We start from the raw sequence: 14,986 nt of genomic DNA, 5'->3' as shown, positions 1-14,986 counted from the left end.
TCAGGGCTCGCGCAGCACGGTGCCCAGCGGCACCCGCCGGCGGGCCCGGGCCTCGGCCAGCACGGTCACGCCGACCGCGAGCAGCGGCGGCACCAGCAGGACCGGCAGCCACCACGGGACGGCCAGCGCCGGGTCCGTCGCCTGCCCGGTGAGCAGCCGCAGGCCCAGCGGCCCGGACACCAGCGCGGCGACGGCCACCCCCAGCAGCGCCCCGGGGACGGCGGTGGCCAGCACCCCGGGCAGCAGCTCCAGCAGGGTCACCGCACGGGCCTGCCGCTCGCCGAGCCCCAGGGTCCGCAGCACCCCGGACGTCGCCCGCCGCCGACGCGCGCCCGCGACCCCGCCGAGGACGACGGCGAGCACTCCCAGGTCGAGCAGGACGCCGGCGGCGACCGCCCCGAGGACGGCGAGCCCCCGCGGCAGCGGCGCGTCGGCCACCGCGGCGAGCCGGTCGGCGCGCAGCTCGACGGTCCCGCCGGGGACGGTGGCGGCGGCGGCCGCGGCGCCCGGGCCGGTCAGCCAGAGCACGTCGGGCGCGGCCAGGTCGGCGGGGACGGCGGCGGGCGGCAGGAGCACCGTGGTGGGACCCGGCGGGAGCGTGCCGGCGACGGTGAACCGCACGGCCTGCCCGTCCAGCAGCACGGTGCCGTCGCCGCCCACGTCGGGGGTGACCAGCGCCCGGTCGCCGAGGCCCTCGAGGCCCTCGAGGCCCGCGACGTCGGGCAGCGGCGTGCTGCCCACCAGCTCCGCGTAGGCGCCGGGGTCGACGACCACGACCCGGGTCCGGGCGCCGCCGGCGGCGGTGGACAGCTGCACGCCCTCGGCCACCCGCGCGGGCACGGCGAGGTCGACGCCGGGCGCGCCGGCCAGGTCGAGGTCGGGCAGGTCGAGGTCGGGCAGCGGGTCGGCGGTGACGGCGGCGTCGGCACCGACCGCGGTCCAGGACGCCTCGACCTGGCCGGCCCGCGCCGTCGTCCCCAGGCACACCACGGTCACCGCGAGGGCGACGACGGCGGTCAGCGCGACCGGGGCGAGCACCGCGGTCGAGCGGGCACCGGCGGCGGCCAGCAGCGGCACCGCGCCGCGCGACCGGCGGGCCGGCCCGAGCAGGGCCCCGGTCAGCGCCGGCTGCACCCGGGCCACCAGCACCGCCCCGGCGAGGACGGCGAGCGCGGGGGCCGCGACGGCGAGCAGCCCGCCCGGGACGCCGCGGGACCGCAGCGCCAGCACCGCGCCGACGGCGAGCAGCACCACGGCCAGGTCGACCGCGCCGCGCCGCAGCCGGGTCTCCCGCCGGGCCCGGGTGCGGGCCCGGGCGTCCAGCGGCACCCGCCGACCACCGGTCGCGGCGTCGGCGGCGCGCACGCCCAACACCGGCAGGGCGAGAACCCCGGCCAGCGCCACCGGCAGCACCCCGGCCGCTGCGGCACCCCACGGGACGGGCCCGGGCGCCAGCACGATCCCCAGCAGGAGCCCGGCGCCGGCGCCGGCCACGGTCAGCACCCCGCCCTCCACCAGCAGCGCCGTGGCCAGCCCCGGCAGCGACCCGCCGCGGGCCCGGGACAGCCCGAGCACGCGGCCGCGCCGGCCGACCAGCGCGGCCGCGGCCAGCAGCAGCACCAGCGCGGTGGCCAGGCCGACCGCGGCGACGAGGACCGCGGCCTGGGCGCGGGCGGCGTCCAGGGTGGCGGTGGCGGCGTCGAGCAGGTCGCCGAGCCGGCTGTCCACCCGCGGCAGCGGGGACACCCCCAGCACCACCGGCGCCGCGCGCACCTCGGTGACCGCGCGGGCGACGGCGTCGGCACCGGGCGCGGTGAGGCCGCCCGGCGCGGCCGGGAAGGTCACCGTGCGGGTCAGCGGGCCCGCGGCCACCCGGGCATCGGGCAGCGCGTCGTCGGACAGCAGCGCCGCGACCGCCGTGCGCAGGGCCGCACCGCTCCCCCGGGTCGCGGGCCCGAGCAGGCGGGGCGTGCGCACCCAGACCGGGTCGGTGGGATCGTCGGCGGTGAAGACCCCGCTGACCACGACGTCGACGTCGACACCGTCCGGCGTGCGCGCGGCCAGCCGGTCCCCGGGTCCCACCCCGAGCGCGGCGGCCACCGGGGCGGCGAGCCCGGCCTGCACCTCGCCGTCCGCGGCCGCCACGCCGGGGGCCGCCCCCGCCGTCCAGGTGACCGCGGCGCCGCCCGCGCGGGCCACCCAGGTCAGCCGCAGCTCGGTCGGGCCCAGCGCGACGGCGACCGGGGCGGGCAACGTCAGCGGCAGGTCGCGGGTGCCGGCCGCGGCCACCGGCGTGCCCACCGCGCCGGCCAGGGGCCCGGGCAGCCGGCCCGCGAGGTCGGCGGCGAGGGCCCGGGTGTCGTCGGCCGCCCCGGCCTCGCGCCGCACGGTGCCGCTCGGGTCCTCGGGGAACGGGGCGGTGACGACGGTGTCCGCCCCGGTCCCGGCAGCCGCCGCCTGCGCCCGGACGGCGTCGTCCGCGGTGGCCGCGACGGCCGCGGGAACCACCACGGCCAGCGCGGTGGCCAGCGCGACCACCAGCAGCGCCACCACCCACGCGGCGGGGGCGGCGAGCACCTGGGCGCGCCCGCCGCGCAGCGGCACGCCCCACCTCACGAGCTGCCCTCCCGGAGCACCGCGGGGACGTCGACCCGCACCAGCGCCCGCGCCACCGGCAGCACGACCGCGGACCCCACCAGCGCCAGCCCCGCCGCCGCGGCGGCCCAGGTCACCCACGGGGTCTGCACCGTGGCGGCCGGCACCGCCGCACCGCTCACCGCCGGCGCCACCAGCACGGTCCCGACCGCCCCGACCACGGCGCCGAGGAGCACGGCGAGCACCGTGCCGGCGACGTGCCGGGCGGCCACGACACCCCGCACCGTGCGCCGGGGCACGCCGAGCCCGAGCAGCCGGGCGGCCTCCGCGCGCCCGCCGCTGCGCACGGCCGCGGCCTGCAGGACCGCGCCGGTCAGCCCCAGCAGCAGCCCGCCGCCGGCCACCAGGGCCAGCGCGGTGGGCAGGCCGACCTGCAGGGGGCCGGTGCGCAGCTCGTCGGCCAGACCGGTGCGGGTCACCGCGCCGGGCAGCGCGGTGCCGGGGCGCGGCCCGCCGACCCACCAGGCCTGCGGCGGGCCGGGCAGCTCCCCGGCGGCGAGCAGCACGCCGGTCAGCGTGCCGGCGTCGGCCAGCACACCGGGGGCGCCGGGGACCGAGGGCACGTCGGGCACCGTGCCGACCAGCTGGGCGCGGACCGCGGCGTCGCCGACGGCCAGGGAGACCGCGTCGCCGTCGCCCAGCCCGAGGTCGCCGGCCAGCCCCCCGGACAGCACGACCGGGAGCGCGGCCGGCGGCGGCTGCGGGGTGAGCACCACGCGGTCGGGGGCGACGGCCAGCCCGGTCGGGAAGAGCCGGCCGGTCAGCTGCAGCGCGCCGTCGGCCAGCCGCGGGTCCATCACCCCGCCGTCCGTGCCGGGGACGGTGACCGACCAGCCGGCGTCCGCGCCGGGCAGGGTGACCTCGACGGCGAACGGCACCGTCTGCTCGGGGTCGACCGTGACCTCGTCGACCGCGACGTCGAGGACCACCGCGGTGACGGCGCGGCCGGCGGGCACGACGACGCCGGCGTCCCGCGGGCTGCCGTCCAGCGGTACGGCCTCGCCGGTCACCGTTGCGGGGCCGTCACCGGACAGCACCACCGTGGTGGTCACCTGCACGGCCTGGCCGCGGGCGACGCCGGTGACGGTGACCGGTCCGGGACCCTCCGGGCCGGCGGGCGCCGGGTCGGGCACCAGCGCCGCGGTGGCGGACCCCCAGTCCTGGCCCGCGGGCAGCCGGCCGCGCAGCACGCCGGCGGCGACCGCGGCGTCCACGGCGACCAGCCGGGGCGCGGCGCCGCCGCTGCGCAGCACGGACCCGAACGACACCGCCCGCTCCAGCACCGGGCTGACCGTGCCGCCGGTGGCCGCGCGCACCGCGGCGGCGGAGAGGCCGTCGGCGGGGACGGCGAGGTCGGTGCCCACCCGCAGGTCGGCCTGGTCGGTGCGGGACACCGCCCAGGTGGCGAGCACCCCGGACGCGGCCACCACCGCCGCGGTGGCCAGCACCAGCAGCGCGGCCGCACCCGACGCGAGTGGCCGGCGGGCCAGGTCGCCGGCCACGAGCACCGGCACCAGGCGGTCGCCGCGGACCGCCCGCCGGTCGGCGAGCCGGGCCAGCAGCGGCGGCAGACGCAGCGACAGCGCGGTGCCGGCGGCGAGCACCAGCACCGGCGCGACCACCAGCACCGGGTCGGTCCCGGCCCGGTCGGTCGTGCTCGCCACGGCGACCGCGGCGAGCCCGGCCAGCAGCAGGTCGGCGCCGGACCGGGCCAGCGCGCCGCGCGGGGAGGGCCGGCCGGGTGCGGGCAGCCGGGTGGCGAGCACCGCCAGACCCACGGCCAGGACGAGGGCGGCGGCGAGCACCGGCAGCACCACCGCGGCGGGCAGCAGCGCCCCGGTCGCCGAGCCGGGTAGCACGCCCCGGACGGCGAGCGCGGCCAGCGGGAGGGCCAGGGCGGCGGCGACGAGAGCGAGGACGGCGGCCTCCGGCAGCGCCCGGGTGGCGAGCTGGCGGCGGGTGGCCCCGCGGGCGCGCAGCAGGGCGCTCTCCCCGAGCCGCCGGTCGCCGAGCACCCGCGCGGCGGTGCCCAGCGCGACCAGGGTGACCGCGCCGGCCAGCACGGCCACCGCCAGCACCGCGCCCCGGGTGGCCGCCTGCTGGTCGGCCACACCGGCGAGGGTGCCGGCCAGCGGGTCGACCACCCGGCTGGTGCCCTCGGTGGCCGACCGCACCGCGCCGGGCAGCCCCGACAGCCGGTCGCCCAGGCCGGCGGGGGCGGCGACCGCGTCCGGGGCGGCGCGCAGCGCGATCCGCTCCACCCCGGGGCCGGCCGCGAGCAGGGTGGCCGGGTCGACCAGGAAGGGCCCCGCGGCCGGCAGCCGCACCGAGCCGAAGACGCCGAACTCCAGGTCGGGCACGGTGCCGGCGCCGTCGAGCCGGTCGCGGTCCCAGGCGCCGGCGCGGGGCTGCACGAGGCCGACCACCTGCACGGTGACCGGCGCGGTGTCGGCGGCGCCCTCCAGCCCGGTGCTGGGCGCGAGCTCCACCACGTCGCCCACCTGCAGACCCAGCGCCTCGGCCGCGGCCACCGGCAGCGCCGCGGGCCACGTCCTCCCCGCGGGTGCGCCCGGCCAGCTACCGGCGACCAGGTCGGCCCGGCCGGTCAGGTCGTCGACGCCGGCCAGCCAGCCCAGCCGCCGTCCCCCCGGCCCGGCGGGCAGGTCGCGCAGCGTCGAGGTGGTCCAGGTCGAGACCCGGGGGTCCAGCGGCGCCAGGGCCGCGGTGAGCTCGGCACCGGCCGCGGCGGCGTCGGCGGCCGGGTCGGCGGGCAGGTCGGTGAGCTCGACGTCGACCCGCAGCTCCCCGGCCGGGGTGGCGGCCAGCGCGGCCTGCCACGCCCGGTCGGCGCCGGTGGTGAGCAGCAGCGCGCAGCAGGCCAGCACGGTCAGCCCGGCGACGAGCACCACGAGGACGACGCCGAGCAGCCCGGCCTGGGCGCGGCTCCGGGCGAGCAGCGTCACCCGTCGACCAGCTGCCCGTCGACGACGTGCACCACCCGGTCGGCCAGCGCCACCATCACCGGGTCGTGCGTGGAGACCAGCGCCGCGACGCCCTCGGCCTCCACCACCCCGCGGACCAGCGCCATGACCGCCAGGCCGGTCTCCCGGTCGAGCTGGCCGGTGGGCTCGTCGGCCACCAGCAGCCGGGGCGAGCCGGCCAGCGCCCGGGCCAGCGCCACCCGCTGCTGCTGGCCGCCGGAGAGCTCGTCGGGCCGCTGCGCGGCGTGCGGGGTGAGCCCGACCAGGTCCAGCAGCCGGGCCACCCGCTGCTCCCGCTCGGCGGCCGGGACGCGGCGCAGCCGCAGCGGGACGCCGACGTTCTCGGCCGCGGTGAGCACGGGGACCAGGCCGAAGGTCTGGAAGACCGACGAGACGACGTCCCGGCGCAGCGCGACCAGGCCGTCGTCGTCCAGCGCACCGACGTCGGTGCCGGCCACGTGCACGGTGCCGGCGTCGGGCCGGTCCAGCCCGCCGACCAGGTTGAGCAGGGTGGTCTTGCCCGACCCGGACCGGCCGACCAGGGCGACCAGCTCCCCGGGGGCGACGGCGAGGGAGACCCCGCGCAGCGCGTGCACGGCCGCGGCCCCGCGACCGAACGTGCGGTGCACGCCGGCCATCTCGACGAGGGCGGTCACCGGGCGCCCGCGTCCCGGTGCACGGCGACGTGGTCGGCCTCCAGGGTGAGCCGCACGCGGCGGGTGAGGTCGAGCGCGGCCCGGTACTCGGCCGGCAGCTGCAGGCGACCGGCCCGGTCGAGCACCGCGAACTCCTCGGCCACCACGGGGGCGCCGTCGCCGGTGGGCCGGCGGAGCACCTCGCTGGCGGTGCGGCCGTCGCGGATGGCCACGGTGCGCTCGACCTGGTCGGAGACGGTGGCGTCGTGGGTGACCACCACGACCGTCGTCCCCAGGTCGCGGTTGACGGCCCGGAAGGCCTCGTAGACCTGCTGGGAGCTGGTGGTGTCCAGCTCGCCGGTGGGCTCGTCGGCCAGCAGGACGGCGGGGGCGTTGGCCAGCGCGACGGCGATGGCCACCCGCTGCTGCTCGCCGCCGGAGCAGGCGGCGGGCCGGCGGTCGGCGACGTGCGGCACGCCGACCAGGTCCAGCAGCTCGGCCACCCGGCCGGCCCGGCCGCGGCGGGGGGCACCGGCCAGGGCCAGCGGGAGCGCCACGTTCTCCGCGGCGGTCAGCCAGGGCACCAGGTTCTGCGCGGTCTGCTGCCGCACGACGCCGACGACCGAGCGGCGGTAGGCGACCCGGTCGGCGCGGGAGAGCGCGGTGAGGTCCCAGCCGCCGACGGTGACCCGGCCGGCGGTGGGGGCGTCGGACCCGGCGAGGACCGACAGCAGGGTGGACTTGCCCGACCCGGAGGCGCCGACGACGGCGAGCACCTCGCCGTCGTCGACCACCAGGTCCAGCCCCTGCAGCGCCTGCACCTCGACCGACCCGGACCGGTGGATGCGGACCAGCGACTCGCAGACCACGAGCGCCGACATCCCACCCCCACTGGTTGCACGGTGCACCCGGGGCGGGATGTTAGCGGTCTCACACCGGTTCGGGTCGGACCTGCTCCACCACGGCGGTGCTCGAGGTGTCGTCGTCCGGGATGCCGGGCGCGCACCGGCCGACGCCCAGCAGGACTCCGAAGATGACCACGATGACCAGCGCGATGACGCCCAGGACGTAGGCCCGTCCGGTGCGGCGGGAGAACCGGCCCTGCTCCCCCGGCCGCTGGTCGTCGCTCACGAGCCCGGCTCGAAGACGGTCCGGACGCAGCCGTCCTCCTTGTCCTTGAAGATCCGGTAGCCCTCGGCCGCCTGCGACAGCGGCATGGTGTGGGTGGCCAGGTGCTCGGTGGTGAGCGCCCCGCTCTCCATGTGCGCCAGGATCTCCGGGACGTAGCGCTGGCCGTGCTGCTGCGCACCGCGCACGGTCAGCCCCTTGTTCATCATCGCGCCGAGCGGGAACTTGTCGACCGGTCCGGCGAACACGCCGAGCACGAACACGCTGCCTCCCTTGCGGCAGGCCCGGATCGCCTCCCGCACCGCCGAGGGCCGGTCGGTCTGCAGCCGCAGCTGCTGCTTGACCTGGTCGAAGGCGCCCTGCACACCGGTGCTGTGCGCCTCCATGCCGACCGCCTCGATGCACACGTCGGGCCCGCGGCCGCCGGTCCGCTCGCGCAGCTCGGCGACGACGTCGGTGGTCGAGTAGTCCACCGCCTCGGCGCCGACGTGCTGGCGCACCTGGGCCAGCCGCTCGGGCAGCCGGTCGATGACCACCACCTGCTCGGCCCCCAGCAGCATCGCCGCCCGCGCGGCCATCTGGCCCACGGCGCCGGCGCCCCACACCGCGACGACGTCCCCCGGCTTCGTGCCGCCCAGGTGCGCGCCGGTCCAGCCGGTGGTCACCGAGTCCGAGGCGAACAGCGCCCGGGTGTCGGACACCCCGTCGGGGACGACGAAGCAGCCGACGTCGGCGTAGGGCACCCGCATGTACTCCGCGTGGCTGCCGGCGTAGCCGCCCATGGCGTGGGAGTAGCCGAAGCAGCCGCCGGGGCTCTGGCCCCAGAGGCCCTCGGTGATCCCCGGGTCGGGGTTGCCGTTGTCGCACAGGGAGTACAGCTCCTGCGAGCAGTACCAGCAGCTGCCGCAGGCCACGAAGGACGGGACGACGACCCGGTCGCCGACCTGCACCCGCTGCACCGCCTTCCCCTTCTCCACGACCGTGCCGAGGAACTCGTGGCCCAGCACGTCGCCGGCCCGCATCGCGGGGATGTAACCGCCGATCAGGTGCAGGTCGGAGCCGCAGGTGACCGTCTTGTGGATCCGCAGCAGCACGTCGTGGTCGTTGAGCAGCTGCGGCTCGGGCACGTCCTCGACGGTGACCTCGTTGACCCCGGCCCAGATCGCGGCCTTCACAGCACGCCCTCCTTCGGGGCCCGGGCGGCCGCGCCCTCGAGCGCGGCCCCCTGCACCGTCGGCTTCCGCGTGCCGTGCGGCTGCGGGTCGACCCGCAGCACCTCACCGACCTCGGCGAGCTGCTTGGTGCGCCGCAGCGCCGCCCGCAGCTCGCCGATGCGGTCGGCGCCCGGGGTGCCGTGGAACCGGCCGTACAGCTCGGTGCCGCGGCCGCCGGGTGCCGGCTGCAGCCGCACCTCGAGGTCGGGGCCGAGGGCCTCGAGCTCGGGGAACGGGCCGGCGAGGTCGTCGCGGAACACGGTGACCGCCCGCCACCGCCGGGCGGCGACGTCGGCCGGCTCGGTGGTCGAGGCCTGGCCGACGCCGGGGATGCGGGTGTGCTGCAGCTTCCCCAGCGCCGCCCCGCCCAGGCCGGCGGCCTGGCGCAGGAGCCGGTCCATCATCGCGAGTCCTGCACGTTCTCCTTGGCCTGCTGCGCCTGGCCCTGCACGTCGCCCGCGGCCGACTGCCCCTCGTCCTTGACCGTCTGCACGGCGTCCTGGGCGGTCGACTGCACCGACTGCACGGCCTCCTGCGCGGCGGGCTGCAGCTGCTGGGCGGCGTCCTGGGCGACCTGCTTGGCGCCCTCCAGCAGGGGCTGCGCGGCCTGCTCCGCCTGGGCGGCGAGCTCCTTCTCCTTCTGGCTGGTGGGCAGCAGGGAGGAGACCAGCCAGCCGACGCCGAACGCGATGAGCCCGGCCGCCATCGGGTTGCCGCGGGTGCCCTGCACGGCGGCGTCGGGCGCCTGCGCGATGCCCTGCGCGGCGTCGTGGGCCCGGGCGGTCACCCCGCCGGCGGAGGAGTCCGAGCCGAAGACCCGGCCGCGGAGGTCGTCCACGGCCTGCTTGGTGCGGGTGACCCGGCGGTCGACCACCCGGGCCGGGTTGACCTTCTCGTTGAGCGCGTCGACGTCGTAGCCGAGGTCGGCGCGGGTGTCCTCGATCTGCTGCCGGATGACGTCGGGGTCGTTGCTGCTGGTCATGACGGGGTCTCCTCTGGTGTCAGGAACGGGGGGTGACGGCGTCCGGGACCCGCTGCAGGGTCTCCACCGTCCGCTCGGGCTTGGGGTTCACGGACTTCAGCCGGCCGCGGCCGACGACGAACAGCACGGCGGCCACGACGGCCCACACCGCGGCCACGATCAGCGCCGCCCAGCCCGCGGGCATCGCGCTCGCCAGACCGGCCCACAGCGCGAGGCTCAGGAACAGCACGGTGAGGTGCCCGGCGTAGCCGGCCCCGCCGAGCATCCCGGCGCCGGCGCCGGCCTTCTTGGCCTCGACGGTCAGCTCGGCCTTGGCCAGCGCCAACTCCTGGCGCATGAGGGTGGACAGGTCGCGGCTGACCTCGCCGATCAGCTCGCCGACCGAGACACCCTCGACGTCGGGGTGGCCGTCCTCGGTCTGCCGGCCCATGCCGGCGTGCGGCGCGGCGGCCGCGCTGACGTCGGTCGGGCTGACCCCGGGCGGGCCTCCGGGGACGCCGCCACCGTGTGCGCCGCCGGGGTAGGGGGTGCTCACGCCTGGCCACCCCCCAGCGGCTGACCCGAGCCGTAGGGCGGCGGCGGGACCGGGCTGTAGCCGGTGACGGGGTCGTAGCCGGGCCCGGTGGCCGGCGGCACGGCGGGCTCGACGACGGGCTCGTAGGCCGGGGCCACGGCGACGCCCTCGCCGGGCAGCGGTCCGGTGCCGGTGCTCACGTCGTGCGGCGCCTGGCCGCCCGAGCTCCCCGGGGCGATGCCCTCCTTGTGCGCGGCGACGACGCCGGTGGTGAGCCGGCCGGCGAGCACACCGGCGACCGCGGCCCCGACGAGGAAGGCGCCGGGACGGCGGCGGGCGAAGCTGCGGACGTCCTCGAGCAGGTCGCCCGGCTCCCGGTCGCGCAGGTGCGCGGCGAAGCCGTCCACCCGCTCGGTGGCCTGCCGCAGCAGGTCGGTGGCCGGGCCGGAGCCGCCCTCGCCGTTGGTCAGCGAGCGCAGCTCGTCGGCCAGGGCGCCCAGGCTCTCGGCGGCCTTCTGCTGGCCTGCCCGGGCCTGCTCGGTGGCCTGGCCGCGCCCCTGCTGGAGCAGGTCGCTGGCCTGCCGGCGGGCCTCGCCGGCGACCTCCTTGGCCTGGTCGGCGGCGGTGCCGGCGACCTGCTGGGCGGCGCCGGCGGCGGTGTGGCCGACCTGGGCGGCCTCACCCTTGGCGACGTCGGTGGTGCTGCTGGTGGACGGGTCCGACCCGGTGGGGTCGATGGAGTGCGACACGGGATCTCCTCTGGTCAGCCGGTGACGGCGGGGACGGGGGTGCGGGAGGCGGCGCGCAGGCGGTGGATCGCCGCGAGCCGGTAGAGCACGCCGGCGGCCACGAGGGCGGCGGCGACGGTGGTCAGCCCGGGCGCGAGGACGGCGGCCAGCACGGCCAGCAGCAGCGTCATCGCCAGGGGCAGGGTGCGTGGAGCAGGCACGGCGGGCACCTCTCTCTCGGGCGGGTCGACTACTTCAGGGCGTCCTTGGCCTTCTGCAGCAGCGACTCCCCCGGCACCGGCGGGGTGCCGAACAGCCGCGGGTCGCCCGGCGGCAGGATCGGGGCGTCGGCGTGCGCGGCGATCGGCGCGGCGGTGAGCTGGTTGTCCGTCCCGTCCAGCGCGGGGCCGTTCGCCCAGCGGCCGTTGGCGGCGTCGGGGCCGTCGGAGGCGTCGATGAAGGTGTAGGCGAACTCCGGGAGCTCCTCGTCCAGGGGGAACGCCTCGGGCACCGGGATGCCGTCCAGGCCGTCGGCCTTGAGCTCCTCCATCGCGGCCAGCCACTGCTGCTGGTGCATGTGGTCGCGGGTGAGCAGGAAGCGGAGCAGGTCCTTGACGCCGTGGTCGTCGGTCATGTTCCACAGCCGGGCGACCTGCAGCCGGCCCTGCATCTCGGCGGTGGCGTTGTAGGAGAAGTCGGCGAACAGGTTGCCGCTGGCGGTGACGTAGGCACCGGTCCAGGGGTTGCCCATGCTGTCCATGTAGGAGGCGCCGGAGCCGTTGGCGATCAGGTGCTGCGGGTTGTGCTGGCCGTAGCCCGCGGCGGCCTCCTTGCTGCGGTCGGCGGCGTCGGGCTTGAGCGGCGCGTGGTCCAGCAGCCGGTCGATCATCGTCACGATCATCTCGACGTGGGCGAGCTCCTCGGTGCCGATCGCCAGGAGCATGTCCTTGTACTTGCCGGGCAGCCGGCAGTTCCAGCCCTGCAGCAGGTACTGGGTGGCGACGGTCATCTCGCCCCACTGACCGCCCAGGACCTCCTGCATCTTGCGGGCGAAGTCCGGGTCGGGACCGTCGGGCTTGGCCTCGAACTGCAGGGCGTGGGTGTGGGTGAACACGGGTTCTCCTCGGTGCGCTGGGGTGGGGCTCGGGTTGTCGAGCACCGCGTCGCGGCCTCGACCCCTCACTCCCCACCCCCGGTGGCCCACCGGGGCCGGACGGTGGCCCCGGCGGGCCCGGTTCAGCGGTCGGGCAGGTCGACCACGACGCTGAGCCCGGCGTCGTCCCGGTGGCAGGTGACCTGTCCGCCCAGCTCACGGGCCTGTCGCTGGACCGACCACAGGCCCAGCCCGGTGAGGTCGGCCGGGGGTTCCTCGGCGTGCAGGTGGGCCACCACCCGGTCGGGGACGCCGGCCTGGGTGACCACCAGCCGGGCCCACCGGGGCCGCGCGCCGACGGCGAGGGTGACCGGCCGCCCGGCGCCGTGCCGGTGCGCGTTCTCCAGCAGGTTGGTCAGGATCCGCTGCACCCGGGCGTCCCCCACCCGGACGTCGCCGGCGTCGGGCGCCACGGACAGCCGGACCTGCGCCGGCGGCAGCCCGGAGGTCCGCAGGCTCGCCAGGACGACGTCGACCAGCGGCCGCGGCCACCCACCCGACGGGAGCGCGCCGCTGGTGGCCACCGCCGTCCGCAGCATCGAGACCAGGCTGTCGGCCTGCTCCAGCGCCAGCCCGGCGAGGGCGTCGGCGTCCTCGCGGTCGACGTCGAGGTGGCCCAGCAGTGAGCGCAGCGAGGCCAGCGGGGTGCCCAGGTCGTGGCAGAGCGCACGCAGCACCGCCTCCTCGTCGGTGACCCGGGCCCGGCGCCGGCGGAACCAGCGCGGAGCCGGGGTGTCGAGGCCGATCGTCACGGATACACCTCCTGCGGCGGTTCCGGCGAGCACAGCCGGGGGCCGCCCGAACCCGCAGGTGAGGCATGACCGAACAGCACACCGCCCCGGTCGACCGGTCCGTCGAGCGCCCGGTCGACGTCGTCCTGGTCGACGACCACCCCCTGTTCAGCCGCGGCCTGGCCGCCCTGCTGCCGTCGGTGAGCCGCGGCCGGGTCCGCGTCGTCGGGTGCACCGACGACGCGTCGGCCGCCGCGGCGCTGGTCCGCCGCGAGCAGGCGGACCTGGCCCTGGTCGACCTGGCCATGCCCCCGCCCGGCGGGCTGCGGGCGATCGCGGCCATCCGCCGCGCCGCACCCGCCGTCCGGGTGGTGGCCCTGTCCGGCACCGCCGACGAGGAGGAGCAGCTGGAGTCCCTGCGCGCCGGTGCGGAGGCCTTCCTGCCCAAGTCCGGCGAGCCCGAGACGCTCGTCCCGCCGCTGCTGGCCCTGCTGCAGGGCTGGTCGGTCATGCCGGCGTCGCTGCTGCACCGGCTGCTCGCCGACGCCGCGCCGCGGGAGGACCGCGGCGTGCTCGGCCGGCTGTCCGCCGACGACCGGCGGCTGTGGCGGCTGGTCGCCGCGGGCACCTCCACGGTGGACATGGCCGTCGCCCTGCACGTCTCGGAGCGGACGGCGAAGCGGCTGGTGGCCGGGCTGCTGCGCCAGTTGCGGGTGTCCAGCCGCACCGAGGCGGCGGCCCTGGCCGGGCGGGTCGGGCTGACGACGAACGGCTGACGGCGGGGCTGCGGGCATCGGGTCTCCCGGGGCGGAACGGGGACGACGGCCGCTTGCTGGACCCTCCGTGGTCGCCCCCGAGTCCAGGGCACGCCGGGGCCGACCGCCACCGGACGCGCGACCTTGGCCCGTCGGGGCCAGGTCCGGGCCCGGGAGGTTTGGCCCGCGGGGGCCACGGGCGGCCCCGGCGGGCCCGGGCCGGGGGCAGCGCAGGGGGGTGTACCTGAGCCGCGTCGAGGCCGCCGTCCTGCCGCCCCCCGCCCCGCCCCGGCGGTCCGGGAGACGCGGGCGGCTGTGGCCGATGCTCGGGCCCGCCTTCGTCGCCGCCATCGCCTACGTCGACCCGGGCAACGTGGCCACCAACGCCACCGCCGGGGCCTCGTTCGGCTACTCCCTGCTGTGGGTGGTGGTGGCGGCGAACGTGCTGGCGGTGCTGGTGCAGACGCTGACCGCCAAGCTCGGCCTGGCCACCGGCCGCGACCTGGCCACGCTGTGCCGGCTGACCCTGCCCCGTCCGGTGACCAAGGTGCTGTGGGCGCAGGCCGAGGTGGTCGCGATCGCCACCGACCTGGCCGAGATCGTCGGCGGCGCGGTCGCGCTGAACCTGCTCTTCGGCGTCCCGCTGCCGGTCGGCGGTGTGATCACCGCGGTGGTCGCGTTCGCGCTGCTGGGCCTGCAGCGGTTCGGCCACCGGCCCTTCGAGCGGGCCGTCACCGGCTGCCTGCTGGTCATCGCCGCCGGGTTCGGCTACACGATGGTCGACGCCGGGGTGGACCCCGCCGGCGTCGTCGCGGGCCTGGCGCCCACCCCGCTGACCGGCGACGCCGCCGTCCTGGCCGTCGGCATCCTGGGCGCCACGGTCATGCCGCACGTGGTCTACGTGCACTCCGCGCTGACCCCGGGCCGGTACGGCGACGTCCGCGAGGCCGCCCGCACCCGGTCCGGCCGCGGCCGGCTGCTGCGGGCGCAGCGGACCGACGTGCTGCTGGCCATGCTGCTGGCCGGTCTGGTGAACGCCGTCCTGCTGGTGGTCGCGGCGGGCCTGTTCGCCGGGGAGGGCGAGCAGAGCCTGGAGAGCGTGCACGCCGGGCTCGCCGACCGGTCGGGCCAGGGCGCGGCGATCGCGTTCGCGCTGGCACTGCTGGCCTCGGGGTTCGCGGCGTCCTCGGTCGGCACGCACGCCGGGCAGGTGGTGATGGCCGGGTTCCTCCAGCGGCGCATCCCGGTGCTGCTGCGCCGCACCGTCACCGTCGCCCCCGCCGTGGGGCTGCTCGTCTGGGGCGCGGACCCCACCACCGCGCTGGTCTGGTCGCAGGTGGTGCTCAGCTTCGGCATCCCGTTCGCGCTGGTGCCGCTGGTGTGGCTGACCGCCCGCCGCTCGGTCATGGGCGCCTGGGTCAACCGCTGGACGACGACCGGCGCCGCCGTCCTCGTCGCCGTGGCGGTCACTGCGCTCAACGCCTGGCTCGTGGCCGACGTGCTGACCTGA

General features: G+C 78.4%; 15 protein-coding genes. 2 read left to right on the top strand and 13 right to left on the bottom strand.

The annotated features are described in order from the left end of the window. From BM158_RS14400 to BM158_RS14345, 13 genes are all read right to left on the bottom strand, one after another. Nucleotides 1–2,604, bottom strand: coding sequence for an FtsX-like permease family protein (locus BM158_RS14400; protein ID WP_091560244.1), 2,604 nt, complete (start codon nucleotides 2,602–2,604; stop codon nucleotides 1–3). An 8-nt stretch (nucleotides 2,605–2,612) separates the two neighbouring features. Then, nucleotides 2,613–5,618, bottom strand: a complete 3,006-nt coding sequence (locus BM158_RS14395) for an FtsX-like permease family protein (protein ID WP_091560241.1) — start codon at nucleotides 5,616–5,618, stop codon at nucleotides 2,613–2,615. Beyond that, complete coding sequence (locus BM158_RS14390) at nucleotides 5,615–6,292, bottom strand: ABC transporter ATP-binding protein (RefSeq protein ID WP_207506586.1); 678 nt, start codon at nucleotides 6,290–6,292, stop codon at nucleotides 5,615–5,617. Before BM158_RS14390 ends, BM158_RS14395 begins: the two co-directional genes overlap by 4 nt. After that, complete coding sequence (locus tag BM158_RS14385) at nucleotides 6,289–7,152, bottom strand: ABC transporter ATP-binding protein (protein WP_091560237.1); 864 nt, start codon at nucleotides 7,150–7,152, stop codon at nucleotides 6,289–6,291. Before BM158_RS14385 ends, BM158_RS14390 begins: the two co-directional genes overlap by 4 nt. Nucleotides 7,153–7,201: 49 nt before the next feature. After that, entirely contained in the window at nucleotides 7,202–7,402 is a 201-nt protein-coding gene (locus BM158_RS14380; RefSeq protein ID WP_091560233.1) for a hypothetical protein, read from the bottom strand. Next, nucleotides 7,399–8,574, bottom strand: coding sequence for a zinc-dependent alcohol dehydrogenase (locus BM158_RS14375; protein WP_091560229.1), 1,176 nt, complete (start codon nucleotides 8,572–8,574; stop codon nucleotides 7,399–7,401). The genes BM158_RS14380 and BM158_RS14375 overlap by 4 nt, the downstream gene beginning before the upstream one ends. Continuing rightward, complete coding sequence (locus BM158_RS14370) at nucleotides 8,571–9,017, bottom strand: hypothetical protein (RefSeq protein ID WP_091560226.1); 447 nt, start codon at nucleotides 9,015–9,017, stop codon at nucleotides 8,571–8,573. Before BM158_RS14370 ends, BM158_RS14375 begins: the two co-directional genes overlap by 4 nt. Next, the gene (locus BM158_RS14365) at nucleotides 9,014–9,595 is read right to left on the bottom strand and encodes a DUF3618 domain-containing protein (RefSeq protein WP_091560221.1); all 582 of its coding nucleotides are present in this window, start codon (nucleotides 9,593–9,595) and stop codon (nucleotides 9,014–9,016) included. The genes BM158_RS14370 and BM158_RS14365 overlap by 4 nt, the downstream gene beginning before the upstream one ends. A gap of 19 nt (nucleotides 9,596–9,614) precedes the next feature. Continuing rightward, complete coding sequence (locus tag BM158_RS14360; RefSeq protein WP_229827397.1) at nucleotides 9,615–10,130, bottom strand: phage holin family protein; 516 nt, start codon at nucleotides 10,128–10,130, stop codon at nucleotides 9,615–9,617. Next, a complete protein-coding gene (locus tag BM158_RS14355; RefSeq protein ID WP_091560219.1) occupies nucleotides 10,127–10,858 on the bottom strand; it encodes a hypothetical protein in 732 nt (243 codons plus the stop codon). Before BM158_RS14355 ends, BM158_RS14360 begins: the two co-directional genes overlap by 4 nt. A gap of 14 nt (nucleotides 10,859–10,872) precedes the next feature. Further along, nucleotides 10,873–11,058: a hypothetical protein gene (locus BM158_RS21570; protein ID WP_131802052.1), complete on the bottom strand. Its 186-nt coding sequence runs from the start codon at nucleotides 11,056–11,058 to the stop codon at nucleotides 10,873–10,875. Nucleotides 11,059–11,087: 29 nt separating this feature from the next. Continuing rightward, the gene (locus BM158_RS14350; protein WP_091560216.1) at nucleotides 11,088–11,951 is read right to left on the bottom strand and encodes a manganese catalase; all 864 of its coding nucleotides are present in this window, start codon (nucleotides 11,949–11,951) and stop codon (nucleotides 11,088–11,090) included. A 122-nt stretch (nucleotides 11,952–12,073) separates the two neighbouring features. Further along, complete coding sequence (locus BM158_RS14345) at nucleotides 12,074–12,742, bottom strand: sensor histidine kinase (RefSeq protein ID WP_229827398.1); 669 nt, start codon at nucleotides 12,740–12,742, stop codon at nucleotides 12,074–12,076. 65 nt (nucleotides 12,743–12,807) lie between these two features. Here BM158_RS14345 and BM158_RS14340 point away from each other — a divergent pair, with 65 nt between their 5' ends. After that, entirely contained in the window at nucleotides 12,808–13,497 is a 690-nt protein-coding gene (locus BM158_RS14340) for a response regulator (RefSeq protein ID WP_091560206.1), read from the top strand. Nucleotides 13,498–13,714: 217 nt separating this feature from the next. Further along, on the top strand, nucleotides 13,715–14,986 hold the full coding sequence (locus BM158_RS14335) for an Nramp family divalent metal transporter (protein ID WP_091560203.1): 1,272 nt from the start codon (nucleotides 13,715–13,717) through the stop codon (nucleotides 14,984–14,986).

It is taken from the genome of Klenkia taihuensis (genome assembly GCF_900112525.1).
GTDB lineage: Bacteria > Actinomycetota > Actinomycetes > Mycobacteriales > Geodermatophilaceae > Klenkia > Klenkia taihuensis.
Note: the sequence above shows the minus strand (reverse complement) of the source record. Positions and strands in the feature narration are given on the sequence as shown.